The sequence below is a fragment of the uncultured Mucilaginibacter sp. genome (genome assembly GCF_937859865.1).
Taxonomy (GTDB): Bacteria; Bacteroidota; Bacteroidia; order Sphingobacteriales; family Sphingobacteriaceae; genus Mucilaginibacter_A.
This window is the reverse complement of the sequence record NZ_CALMAT010000174.1, coordinates 44,459-56,909: the sequence shown is the minus strand read 5'-3', so window position 1 is coordinate 56,909 and position 12,451 is coordinate 44,459. Positions and strand designations below refer to the sequence as shown.

At 40.0% G+C, this 12,451-nt stretch carries 13 protein-coding genes; 8 read left to right on the top strand and 5 right to left on the bottom strand.

From position 1 onward, the window contains the following. Nucleotides 1-63 precede the first annotated feature (63 nt). The 3 genes from Q0192_RS18425 to Q0192_RS18415 all read right to left on the bottom strand — a co-directional run bounded on the left by Q0192_RS18425 (nt 64) and on the right by Q0192_RS18415 (nt 2,248). On the bottom strand, nt 64-390 hold the full coding sequence (locus Q0192_RS18425) for an iron-sulfur cluster assembly accessory protein (RefSeq protein ID WP_299291925.1): 327 nt from the start codon (nt 388-390) through the stop codon (nt 64-66). A 137-nt stretch (nt 391-527) separates the two neighbouring features. Further along, a complete protein-coding gene (iscU, locus tag Q0192_RS18420; protein WP_299291923.1) occupies nt 528-941 on the bottom strand; it encodes a Fe-S cluster assembly scaffold IscU in 414 nt (137 codons plus the stop codon). 95 nt (nt 942-1,036) lie between these two features. Further along, nucleotides 1,037-2,248 carry an IscS subfamily cysteine desulfurase gene (locus tag Q0192_RS18415; protein WP_299291921.1) on the bottom strand — a complete coding sequence of 404 codons (1,212 nt, stop codon included), beginning with the start codon at nt 2,246-2,248 and terminating at the stop codon, nt 1,037-1,039. 249 nt (nt 2,249-2,497) lie between these two features. On the opposite strand from Q0192_RS18415, the gene Q0192_RS18410 reads away from it, so the two are divergent. The 6 genes from Q0192_RS18410 to Q0192_RS18385 all read left to right on the top strand — a co-directional run bounded on the left by Q0192_RS18410 (nt 2,498) and on the right by Q0192_RS18385 (nt 7,588). After that, nucleotides 2,498-2,746 carry a type B 50S ribosomal protein L31 gene (locus tag Q0192_RS18410; protein WP_299291919.1) on the top strand — a complete coding sequence of 83 codons (249 nt, stop codon included), beginning with the start codon at nt 2,498-2,500 and terminating at the stop codon, nt 2,744-2,746. A 63-nt stretch (nt 2,747-2,809) separates the two neighbouring features. Beyond that, nucleotides 2,810-3,997 carry a putative sugar nucleotidyl transferase gene (locus Q0192_RS18405; RefSeq protein ID WP_299291917.1) on the top strand — a complete coding sequence of 396 codons (1,188 nt, stop codon included), beginning with the start codon at nt 2,810-2,812 and terminating at the stop codon, nt 3,995-3,997. Continuing rightward, nucleotides 3,994-4,758 (top strand): triose-phosphate isomerase, encoded by a 765-nt coding sequence (tpiA, locus tag Q0192_RS18400; protein ID WP_299291915.1) that lies wholly within the window; start codon nt 3,994-3,996, stop codon nt 4,756-4,758. Before Q0192_RS18405 ends, tpiA begins: the two co-directional genes overlap by 4 nt. 117 nt (nt 4,759-4,875) lie before the next feature. Further along, entirely contained in the window at nt 4,876-5,712 is an 837-nt protein-coding gene (gene prmA / locus Q0192_RS18395; RefSeq protein ID WP_299291913.1) for a 50S ribosomal protein L11 methyltransferase, read from the top strand. A gap of 84 nt (nt 5,713-5,796) precedes the next feature. Beyond that, nucleotides 5,797-7,161 (top strand): Mur ligase family protein, encoded by a 1,365-nt coding sequence (locus tag Q0192_RS18390; protein ID WP_299291911.1) that lies wholly within the window; start codon nt 5,797-5,799, stop codon nt 7,159-7,161. Nucleotides 7,162-7,246: 85 nt separating this feature from the next. After that, nucleotides 7,247-7,588 carry a helix-turn-helix transcriptional regulator gene (locus Q0192_RS18385; protein WP_299291909.1) on the top strand — a complete coding sequence of 114 codons (342 nt, stop codon included), beginning with the start codon at nt 7,247-7,249 and terminating at the stop codon, nt 7,586-7,588. A gap of 28 nt (nt 7,589-7,616) precedes the next feature. Here the strand turns inward: Q0192_RS18385 and Q0192_RS18380 are convergent, their stop codons facing one another. Further along, nucleotides 7,617-8,738 (bottom strand): GNAT family N-acetyltransferase, encoded by a 1,122-nt coding sequence (locus Q0192_RS18380; protein ID WP_299291907.1) that lies wholly within the window; start codon nt 8,736-8,738, stop codon nt 7,617-7,619. A 688-nt stretch (nt 8,739-9,426) separates the two neighbouring features. On the opposite strand from Q0192_RS18380, the gene Q0192_RS18375 reads away from it, so the two are divergent. Beyond that, complete coding sequence (locus Q0192_RS18375; protein ID WP_299291905.1) at nt 9,427-10,146, top strand: ferritin-like domain-containing protein; 720 nt, start codon at nt 9,427-9,429, stop codon at nt 10,144-10,146. A gap of 12 nt (nt 10,147-10,158) precedes the next feature. Beyond that, nucleotides 10,159-11,043 carry a ferritin-like domain-containing protein gene (locus Q0192_RS18370; RefSeq protein ID WP_299291903.1) on the top strand — a complete coding sequence of 295 codons (885 nt, stop codon included), beginning with the start codon at nt 10,159-10,161 and terminating at the stop codon, nt 11,041-11,043. Nucleotides 11,044-11,113: 70 nt separating this feature from the next. On the opposite strand, the gene mqnC is transcribed toward Q0192_RS18370, so the two are convergent. Further along, nucleotides 11,114-12,238, bottom strand: a complete 1,125-nt coding sequence (mqnC, locus tag Q0192_RS18365) for a cyclic dehypoxanthinyl futalosine synthase (RefSeq protein ID WP_299291901.1) — start codon at nt 12,236-12,238, stop codon at nt 11,114-11,116. Nucleotides 12,239-12,451 lie beyond the last annotated feature (213 nt).

The window sequence follows — 12,451 nt, the reverse complement described above, 5'->3', positions numbered from 1 at the left end:
GTTAAAACAAAAAAAGGGATGCTAAAAGAAGCATCCCTTTTTAAAAAAGTTTGTAAAATTTTATTACACAGAAAAACTTTCGCCACAACCGCAAGTACGGCTGGCGTTTGGGTTATGGAAGTTGAAACCTTTTCCGTTTAAGCCGTCAGAAAAATCAAGTTCGGTGCCGGCCAGGTAAAGAAAAGATTTCATGTCTAAAGAAATCCGGATGCCTTTATCTTCAAAAAACTGGTCGCCGGGCTTAATTTCATTGTCGAAATCGAGCTTGTATGATAAACCCGAACAACCTCCTCCGGCAACAGAAACCCGCAGAAAATAAGATTCGTTCAGGTTTGATGAACGGATCAGCTCTTCCACTTTACTTTTTGCTTTATCGGTTACAGTTATCATTGTATCAATTTTTAGTTCTATGTTGTAGTTTTAAGTTGGATAGCAAGCGTAAAAAATACATGCTAAAAACAGTATGGTAAAATCAAAGGTTGAAAGTTGTACAACTTTCAACCTAAAACTTACCAATTACAACTCTCCTAATGGTGTACTTTCTCAGATTCGATCGGAGCAAGGCCGTTTTTGATACGGAAATCATTGATGGCAGCTTTGATCGCATCTTCTGCCAAAACAGAACAATGGATTTTCACCGGCGGCAAAGCCAATTCTTCCACGATGTCCATGTTGTCAATTTTCATGGCATCGTCAATGCTTTTTCCTTTCAGCCATTCTGTGGCCAAAGAAGAAGAAGCAATGGCCGAACCACAGCCAAAAGTTTTAAATTTTGCGTCTTTGATTACGTTGTTTTCGTCAACTTCAATTTGCAAACGCATAACGTCGCCGCATTCCGGTGCACCAACCAAACCTGTTCCAACTTTGTTGCTGCTTTTATCCAAAGTCCCAACGTTGCGTGGGTTTGAATAATGATCAATTACTTTATCTGAATAAGCCATAGCTTTATGTTTTAATAGTTTTTTAATTAGTTCAAATATCCTGCCGCTCTGCTTTTTACAGCCAGTTTGGCAATACTGTTTTTATCGTATAAAAATTAGTGTTCTGCCCACTCGATCGAATCCAGGTCGATACCTTCTTTAAACATTTCCCAAAGTGGAGAAAGTTCGCGAAGATGTGTTACTGCATTCCGGGTAACTTCGATGGCACGGTCAACTTCTTCTTCAGTAGTAAACCGACCCAAACCAAAACGGATGGAAGAGTGCGCCAAATCATCCGATAAACCTAAGCTTTTCAAAACATAAGAAGGTTCTAAAGATGCCGAAGTACAAGCAGAACCGGAAGAAACGGCCAAATCTTTCATAGCCATCATTAAACCTTCGCCTTCTACATATTTAAAGGAAATATTAGTGGTGTGCGGCAAACGGTGCTCGCGGTTTCCGTTAACGTACGATTCTTCTAATTGCGTTAAAGCAGCTTCCAACTTATCGCGCAAAGCAGAAAGCCGAACCGCATCTTCGTGCATTTCTAAACGACCCAGTTCACAAGCTTTGCCTAAACCTACAATTCCCGGAACGTTCAATGTGCCAGAACGCATGCCTCTTTCGTGGCCGCCACCGTCCATTTGCGCCGTAACTTTAACCCGTGGGTTTTTACGGCGAACATATAAAGCGCCAACACCTTTCGGGCCATACATTTTGTGTCCGGATAAAGCTAAAAGGTCAATTCCGTCTTCAATAACATTTACCGGGATTTTGCCAACCGCTTGTGTGGCATCCGTCATAAACAAAGCGCCAAAAGAATGTGCGATACGTGCAATTTCTTTTACCGGCTGAATTACACCAATTTCGTTATTGCCATACATGATGGAAACCAAAATCGTTTCCTGGCTCATGGCGGCAACCAATTGTTCCAAATCAATTAAGCCATCAGGTTTTGGGGTAAGATAAGTAACCCGGGCGCCTAATTTTTCCAAATGTTTGCAAGCATCCAAAACGGCTTTATGTTCGGTAACCATCGTAATAATGTGGTTGCCTTTTTCCTTGTACATTTCAAAAACACCTTTCAAAGCCAAGTTGTCTGATTCTGTAGCACCGGAAGTAAAAATAATTTCTTTTTCGTTTGCGCCGATCAATTGTGCAACCTGCTCGCGGGCGTAATCAACAGCTTCTTCGGCAACCCATCCAAAAGCGTGGTTACGGCTGGAGGCATTGCCAAATTTTTGCACAAAATACGGAACCATCGCATCCAAAACCCGTGGGTCCATCGGCGTAGTGGCATTGTTATCGAGATAGATAGGAAGATCCATGTTCTTAATTAGATTAAGTATAAATGTTGATGCAAATATATTAAATGTTTTAGCTAAAATTTCCAAAAACCTTAGTAAAATCAGCTTTCAAAGTCATGTTGCTGCAATATTAAAAACGCCGAAACCGTTGCGGTTTTCGAGTTGAAATTTAAACAATTTAAACTTCAATTAGTGTTATTTTACAACAGCACTTTTTTTTAGTGGTAAAAGAAGTATATTTGCGCCTGTTTTTGAAACAACCCTACCGAAATGAAAAAAGAAATTCACCCTTCCAACTATAGATTAGTGGTTTTTAAAGATATGTCTAACGATTATTCTTTTATCACTAAATCTTGCATCGAATCCAAAGAAACCGTTCAATGGGAAGACGGACAAGAATATCCGTTGATCAAATTAGAAATTTCGCACACTTCGCACCCGTTTTATACCGGCAAAATGAAGTTGGTTGATACCGCAGGCCGTATTGACAAATTTCGTAACCGCTACAACAAAAAGTAACCCGTTTTTTAAGATATTTTATAGTCCCGGTTTTGCAACCGGGACTTTTTTTATTTTTGCCAAATGGGAATTATTTCTTTTGACGGAAGCACGCGACAAACTTTATTGCCGCTTACGTTTACCCGTCCGGTTGCCGATTTGCGTGTCGGGATGCTCACCATCGCCCAAAAATGGCAGCGCTATTTAAACCAGCCGGTTTCTTATCTAACGCAAGAATACTTACAAACTAAGTTTCCTTTAAAAATTGATGATCAAAATTTACTGATCAATGGCTCTGTTTGCCCGGACGAAGCTTTGCTTGAAGCGATAACGAATTTGCAGGAAGGCGAAGTTTTAAAGCAACAGGGTTTTTTGATTGCAGCAAAAGTTAAAGCCAGCGACGTTAAAAATTTCCAAACGATAAATGCTTCTTTTACCGGCATAAATTATGCGTCTGCTTTTGTAAAAATTAGTTATCCCGAGGATATTTTCAGCAAAAACGATGAAGAATTGCGCAAAGATTTTGCTTCGTTGACCAAAGGGAAAACCAGCGCAAAAATCAGCCAAACCAATACCATTTTAGGCGATATGTTTTTTGCAGAAGAAGGTGCCGCTGCCGAATGTGCGACTTTTAACACACGTTTAGGCCCGGTTTACCTCAGCAAAAATTCGGAAGTTTTTGAAGGTGCCAATATCCGCGGCAGTTTCTTTTTGGGCGAGTGTTCGCAGGTAAAAATGGGCGCCAAAATTTACAGCGGAACAACTATCGGCCCGCATTGTACCGTTGGCGGCGAAATCAAAAATTCGGTGATTTGGGGCTATTCATCCAAAGGACATGAAGGTTATTTGGGCAATTCGGTTTTGGGCGAATGGTGTAATATTGGTGCGGATTCTAACAATTCCAATTTAAAAAATACGTATGCCGAGGTAAAATTGTGGGATTATCCAACGCAAAAACTGCGGAATACAAACCTGCAGTTTTGCGGATTGATCATGGCAGATCATGCCAAATGCGGCATCAATACCATGTTCAATACCGGCACTGTGGTTGGCGTAAGTTCCAATGTTTTTGGCGCCGGTTATCCGCCAAAATTTGTCCCGGATTTTTCCTGGGGCGGAATCAAGGACACTGAAATTTATGCGATAAAAAAAGCATTGGCCACCGCCAAATTGGTTTTTGAACGCAAGAACAGAAATTTTAGCGAAGCAGAAGCTGAAATTTTAAAACATATATTTGAACTGACAAACCCTACACCATTAAAATTAATATGAGACAAAAAATTGTTGCCGGCAACTGGAAAATGAACTTGGATTACAACGAAGGCTTATCCATTTTTTCTGAAATTATCAACATGGTAAATGATGAAGTTACCGGCAAGCAAAGCGTAATTGTTTGTTGCCCATACACTTATTTGCACAGCTTATCGGCTTTGGCCAAAACCCATCCTAAAGTTTCGGTTGGTGCGCAAAATTGCCATCAGGAAGATGCAGGCGCTTACACGGGCGAAATTTCGGCACGGATGATCAAATCTGTTGGTGCAGAATACGTAATTTTGGGCCATTCAGAACGGCGCCAGCATTTTGGCGAAACAAATTTGGTTCTATCGCAAAAAACAAACGCCGTATTAAGCAACAGTTTGAAACCGATTTTTTGTGTGGGCGAAACCTTGGAAGAACGTGAAAGCGGGCAATTTTTTGACGTGATTAAATCGCAAATCAGCGAAGGTTTGTTTCATTTGGATGCGCAGCAATTCGGTCAGGTTGTGTTGGCTTACGAACCGGTTTGGGCGATAGGCACCGGAAAAACAGCAACGGCAGCACAAGCGCAGGAAATCCATGCTTTTATCCGCAAAGAAATTGCAACCCAATTTGGACAGTCAGTTGCAGATGAAACCACCGTTTTATATGGCGGAAGCTGCAACCCAAAAAACGCAAAAGAGCTTTTCTCAGAACCGGATATTGATGGTGGCTTAATTGGCGGCGCGTCTTTAAAATCAAGGGATTTTGTGGATGTGGTTAAGGCTTTTAATTGAGTTCAGTTGCTGGTTGCCGGTTGTGAATTGTCAGTTCTTATCTCATACAAAAATTAGCAGGACAGTTTTAATTTAAAACTCGCAACGGACAACTTACAACTCACAACTTCCTCCAAAATGAACTACATCGAACTTCTTTTCACCACGCTTTACCAGGAAGATTTTCAGCAGGATTTGCTGATGAACGCTTTGGCCGAAGCTGGTTTTGATACATTTGAAGAAGTTGATTTTGGGTTTAAAGCTTACATTCCGGCAGTTGATTTTGACAAGGAAGATTTGGACGATCAATTGGAACCTTTGCACCAAGTTTTAACTTTTTCTTACGAAGTAAACCTCATTCCACATAAAAACTGGAACGCCGTTTGGGAAAGCAATTTTCAGCCCATCCAAATCAAAGACCAGATTTGGGTGCGGGCAACTTTCCATGAACCGCGTCCGGATTTTCCTTTTGAAATTGTGATTGACCCGAAAATGGCTTTTGGCACCGGCCATCATCAAACCACTTCTATGATGATGGATTTTATGCTTGATACTGTTTTTACCGGCAAAAAAGTGCTGGACATGGGCTGCGGCACTGGCATCCTCGCCATTTTGGCTTCCAAAAAAGGCGCAACAGCAATTACAGCGATAGACAACGACCCGATTTGTTGCGAAAGCACGAAAGAAAATGCTGTTTTAAACGGCATTGAAAACATTACGGTTTTTTGCGGGTCAAAAGAAGTTATCCCCAACGAAACTTTTGATGTTATTTTAGCCAATATCAACCGTAATATTCTGCTCGACCAAATGGACACTTATGCGCAACGCCTGTCAGCAAACGGCCAACTGTTTCTAAGTGGTTTTTACGAAAACCCGGATTTGGAGATTTTAAAAACCGGGGCTAAAAAGTGCGGCCTGCAATTTTTGGAACGGAAAAAAATGCAGGACTGGGTTTCTGCAAAATTTATTCGTTAAACTATCGTTAATTTCTACATATGCTATTTTTATAGCATAAAATTTATTCTTGTAATTATAAATTAAATCGCTACTGGTTTTTACATGAAGATACATTTCATTGCTATGGGTGGAAGTGCTATGCACAACTTGGCCATTGCTTTGCACAAAAAAGGTTTTACGGTAACCGGTTCTGATGATGTTTTTACCGAACCATCAAAATCTAGGCTGGATAAATATGGTTTGCTTCCCGCAAATTCCGGTTGGGACGAAAAAAATATTACCCCCGATTTGGATGCCGTAATCTTAGGCATGCACGCCAAAGCCGATAACCCGGAATTGCTGAAAGCGCAAAACCTGGGCATTAAAATATATTCGTACCCGGAATATGTTTACGAACAAGCTAAAAACAAAACACGCGTAGTAATAGGAGGGAGCCATGGCAAAACCACCATCACTTCCATGGTTTTACATGTGCTAAAAGAAGCATCGCTGGATTTTGATTATCTGGTTGGCGCGCAACTGGAAGGTTTTGATACAATGGTCAAAATCACAAACGAAGCGCCGCTGATGGTAATTGAAGGCGATGAATATCTTTCTTCGCCGATTGACCGAAGGCCGAAATTTCATCTGTACAAAGCTAACATTGCGGTCATCAGCGGCATTGCCTGGGACCATATCAATGTTTTCCCAACCTTTGAAAATTACGCAGAACAGTTTTCGATTTTTATTGACACGATTGAAAAAGGCGGCCAATTGATTTATTGCGAAGAAGACAAGGTGCTGAAAAATCTGGTTGAAAACCATTCAACCGAAATCAAAAAAGTTGCTTACTGTTTGCCTCAGCATAAAATCAAAAACGGCATCACCATATTAATTAATAACAATCAGGAATATCCGTTGCAAGTTTTTGGCGATCATAACCTGTTGAATTTACAAGCGGCAAAAGCAGTATGTACGGCATTGCAAATTGATGAGGAAATTTTTTACAAAGCCATCAGCAGTTTTAAAGGCGCGGCAAAACGTTTGGAACTGATTGGCCAAAATGAGCGTACAAATATTTATAAAGATTTTGCGCACTCGCCATCCAAACTTTTGGCCACGATAAAAGCAGTGAAAGACCAGTTTCCCGAAAGGAAATTAATAGCCTGCATCGAGCTGCACACGTTCAGCAGTTTGAACAAAAAGTTTTTGCAGGAATATGCCGGAACGATGGACGAAGCAGACGAGGCGATTGTGTTTATAGATCGGCATACTTTTGTTCAAAAAAATATGGAACCTTATGAAAATATGGTGGTAAAAGAAGCATTTAAGAAACAAGATGTAATATTTTTCGACGATGCGAAATTATTGTTCCGGCATCTAAACCAATTAAATTTTAAGGACAGTAATTTATTAATGATGAGTTCGGGGACTTTCGCCGGTACAGACCTGGCAAAATTTTCGGAAAATATATTAGAGAACAATTAAAAAATAAATATTATAATAACTAATTATCAGAATAGCCGTATAAAATGTTGTATTATAAATCGCTTTCAATTATAAATTAAGCAGTATGAAATCTTTAGGAAAAAAAATTAGGTTGTTACGCCATCAAAAAGGTTGGAGCCAGGAAGATGTTGCCAAACAGTTAGACATATCTATCCCTGCGTTTTCAAAAATCGAAACCGGTATTACGGATATTAACTTATCACGTTTGGAGCAGATTTCAAAATTGTACGAAATGACTATCGTTCAATTGTTGACTTTTAACGATGCGGAGCAAGAGCAAAAATCAGCTTCGGAAATTGAATCCATCCAGAAAAAACTGGTTGAGCGCGAAGCCGAAGTGATTGACCTGCAAAAAAAGGTGATCGAACTGTACGAGGAATTAAGACATCCAAAGGCTATGGCCTAAGCTGTACTTTTGGTGGTTTTTGTTGCGTTTATTTAAACAAATAGCGCATCGTAACATGCCTTTTTCCAAATTTTGCATTCATAGCTTCATGCAGGGCGAGCATTTTTGTGTTAAAGTCTCCAACCCACGATAATTCCAGCTCATGGTACTGGTTTAGCGGGTACACATATTCTTTCAGTTTGATAAATATGGCCGATTCTAAACCGTGTTTCTGAAATTTTTGCTTCGTCCCCATTACCACGGCCCTCATCCTGTTTACGCCGCGGTACCTGCGGTAAAGGAATTTCAGTTTGCCAATCAGGTTTAATTTGCCGTTCAGGCCTTTTATCATCTGGTTGGCATCCGGTAAAATGAGTATAAATGCGGCCGGTTCGTTGTTTATGTAGGCAAACCAAATCAGTTTTGGGTCCATAATTGCTTTCATTTTTTCTAAACTCTCGAGGATGGTTTGCTTGTTGATGGGTGTAAATCCGGCAAAATCATGCCAGGCATCGTTGTAAATTTCAATAAAGTCAGCCGCAAAGCTGTCTATTTTTTTAACATCAAAACTCTGGAAATCGTAACCCGGCTTTTTGGCCACCCAATTGGCTATTTGCGTAAACCGGTCAGGAAAAGGTTTGTAAACCTCTAAGTGGTTGGTAATTTGCTCGTACATTTTGTAAAAGCCGTAATGGTCAAAAAAGGCTTTATAATAAGGATGATGATAATTCATGCCGAAGGAAGGATGTGTAAAACCTTCCACCAGCAAGCCCCAAAAGCTGTCGTTCTCACCGAAATTAATTGGGCCGTCCATCGCCTCCATGCCCTGGCTTTTTAACCATTCTTTAGCGGTGTCAAAAAGTAAAAAGGCAACTTTTTCATCTTGGATGCTTTCAAAAAAACCCATTCCGCCAGTTGGCTGGTCGTTTTGGTAAGCTTTTTTTTCATTGATGAAAGCAGCAACACGGCCAATTAACTTTCCGCTGTCATCTTTCACAATCCAACGGGTGCATTTTCCGTGTTGAAAAAAATTGTTCTTTTTTGGGTCGAAAACTGCTTCTACGTTTTCATCCAGCGGACAAACCCAGTTTGGGTCGTTTTTGTAAATGTCCCTGGCAACATCTAAAAAATCTTTACGGCCCTTTTTGTCCAGTACTTCTGTGATAACCATTCCTGTTTGTTAAAAACTCAAAGATAATTAAAGCATGTGCTTTTTGGCGTATTTTATTACATACTGTTTTTATGCCTGCTGTTTTTGCTTTTGCAGATTTTGTATTGTTGCAGCAATCGGTGAAAACTTAGAAGCTATTTAGAAATTTATTTTTATGCTTCTTTTATCACCTAAAAAAATAGGAAGTGCCTGTTTTTTTAATTGGTTTGGATTGATGCCTACACCAATTTTTATAGGGTAAAAGAAGCATGGGCATTTTTGGTGTATAGACTTAAACAGCTTCATAAATTATTTTAAATGGAATTTTATAAGATTTTATCAAAACAGTAATTGTTGATACAGTTTCATTTTAAATAAACAAGTGTTGCCATCAGGAAATAAATAAGTAAGGTTTTGCTTATTACTAAAAATACTTCTTTTATTGTATAAAATATTAGTAATCAAATATTAAATATATAATTGACCGGTTTTGGTGTTGTAATAATAAGTATTTAAGGCACAAACAAAAGCAATTGGGCTGCGTTAAAAGAAACAGGTTTGGATGCTTTAAATTAAAGTAGTTTCCGCCAAAAAAATTGAGCCAAAAAAATTAACCAAAAATAACTATCGCATTTTGAAATCTGCATTAAAGCACTAAACGTATATCCAATCAAATCGCTCAATAAATCAAACTCAACTAATTATTACTATGGAAATTTTCACAAAAAAAAGTGATCAGCTCCTGACTTCCCCGGAAGCTGAGCAATCACAAAAAATGCAGAGGAGACAAGTCCTGCGTTACGCTGGTGTAGGAACTGCAGCAGTAGGTTTATTTGCAGCTGAAGCATGTAAAAAAGACAGAAACAATTTTACAGGTGTTTATTTGGGAAGCGGCGACATTGGTATTTTAAATTATGCTTATGCTTTAGAGCAATTAGAAGCTGCTTTTTACATCAATGTAGTGTCAAACAGTGCTTTTACAACGCAGTTTAGTGCTGATGAGCAGATTTTGATTACCGAAGTTAGAAATCACGAGGTTTTACACCGCGAGTTTTTTAAAGCTGCTTTAGCAGGAAATGCAATTGCCTCTCTTGCCTTTAACTTCTCGGCCATCAATTTTGGAACCCGTGCAAGTGTTTTGGCTGCTGCAAAATCTTTTGAAGATTTAGGTGTTTCTGCTTACAATGGTGCAGGTTATTTAATCCAAAACCCAACTTACTTAACTTTGGCCGGTAAAATCGTTTCTGTTGAAGCCCGTCATGCAGCTTATTTCAGGGATTTGGTTTCTCCAAATACTTTTGTTGGGCAGGATGTTGTTAATGTTGCTCAAAACGGTTTGGAGTACGAAAAAACACCGCAATATGTATTGGGAATGGCTAGTGCCTACATCACCACACCTATCAACGCAGACGATCTACCAACCTCTTAAAAAATTAAAATCATGGATTTATTAAATATTATTGAAGAAATTGAAAAGGTTGACCCTGAGTTTCAGGATAAGATCAGCCCGCGCCGTGCAGCTATCAAAAACATCACCAGCTTTGGCTCAAAAGTAGCTGTTGCTGCCATGCCGTTTGCCTTGGGTTCTTTGTTTAAAAAAGCTTATGCACAACAGTCTTCCAGCAGTATCGTTGGTGTTTTAAACTACGCTTTGCAATTAGAGTTTTTAGAATCTAATTTTTACAATGCCGGTTTAACTTCCCCTGCATTCGCTGTAATGAAAGGTACTTTAAGCCAAAGCGAATTAGCAGGTTTAACTTTGATCCAAACGGACGAAAACAACCACGTAAAGTTTTTGCAAAACGTAATCACTTCTTTAGGTGGAACACCAGTTTCTTTTACCGCTGCCAATTTTGATTTTACTGCGCAAGGAACTTTTGCCGATGTTTATGTAAATAGCAACACTTGGTTGGCAGTTGCCTCCACTTTTGAAGACACAGGTGTAAGAGCGTACAAAGGCCAGGCGCCAAATTTATTGCGCAACAAAACAGTTTTAACGGCTGCCTTGGATATCCACTCTGTTGAGGCACGTCATGCTTCCCATTTACGCCAATTACGCCGCAACAGACAGTTGGTGTTAGGAACAACTTCTGCTAACTCTATCAGACCATGGATTACTGGTGCAAATGATTCTGGCGTTCCTGCAGTTGCTGCTTCTTACGCAGGTGAAGACAACGTAATTCAAGGTGGCGTTAATGTTGCTACCGGATTATCGGCTTATAACACCATTGCCGGTGCAAACGCAACAACAAGTGCTCAGCAAGCTTTTGATGAGCCTTTAGATATGCCAACAGTTGTTGGTATTGTAACACCGTTTTTTAAATAAGAAAGTCAATAATATTAAAAGTAAAAAGGAGCGAAAATTTCGCTCCTTTTTTTATGCGATAAAAACAGTATCAATAATTGATTACCTGTTCTTCCAGTTCCTGCGGCAGTTGGCGCCACTGGTATTTTTGGTTGCGCAGTTGCGGTTCGAACCCTGCTTCCATAATCGCATCCTGAATTCCTTTTGCCGTAAAACGGTGCGGTGCGCCTGCGGCAGAAACCACGTTTTCTTCAATCATAATCGAACCAAAATCATTGGCACCGGCTTGTAAACACAATTGGGCAACTTGCTTTCCAACCGTCAGCCACGAAGCTTGGATGTTTTTGATGTTCGGCAGCATAATCCGGCTTAAAGCAATCATCCGGATATATTCGTTGCCGCTTACATTATTGGTGATGCCACGCACTTTCCGCAACAAAGTTCCGTCGTCCTGAAAAGGCCAGGGGATAAAAGCGACGAAACCATAAGCATCAGCCGGTTTTTCGGCTTGTACTTCGCGTATCCAAACCAAATGTTCAATGCGTTCTTCCAAAGTTTCTACATGCCCAAACATCATCGTTGCAGAGGAAGGCAAGTTAAGCTGATGGGCAGATCGCATCACATCCAGCCATTCTTTTCCGCCGCATTTCCCTTTTGAAATCAAACGGCGAACACGGTCGTTCAAAATTTCTGCGCCTGCTCCAGGAAGCGAATCTAAACCTGCTTCTTTTAAGGCCGCTAAAACTTCAGTGTGGCTTAGCTTATCTAATTTGGCAATATGTGCAATTTCCGGCGGGCCTAAAGAATGCAGCTTTAAGTTTGGATACAATTTTTTTAGTTCCGAAAATAAATCAACATAAAACTTCAAACCCAAATCCGGGTGATGGCCGCCTTGCAACAAAAGTTGGTCGCCGCCGTAACGGAAAGTTTCTTCGATTTTTTGTTTGTAGGTTTCGATATCGGTAATGTAACTGTCTTCGTGTCCCGGCCGCCGAAAAAAGTTACAAAACTTGCAATTGGCAATACAAACGTTGGTGGTGTTTACATTACGGTCTATCTGCCAAGTTACTTTGCCATGAGGAACCTGGATTTTCCGCAGTTCGTTTGCCGTAAACATCAGTTCGGCGGTAGAAGCATGGTTGTAAAGAAAAAGGCCTTCTTCAATTGTTAAAAACTCAAACTGAAGGGCGCGGTCTAACAGTTCTGCTGTATTCATGTAACAAAGGTAGCTATCGGCAGACAGTTTTTAGCGATTAGCAATCAGCAATCAGCTTTTAGCTGTCAAACATAAGCCATAATTTCTTGAAGCTATCAGCTTTCGGCTTTCAGAAAACATGCTTAAAGTTATCCGATAAAAACAGTATCCGAAATACCTTCAACTTCAGTTTAAATTTAGGCTGATAAAAGAAGTATGCTGAGGTTTTCCCGC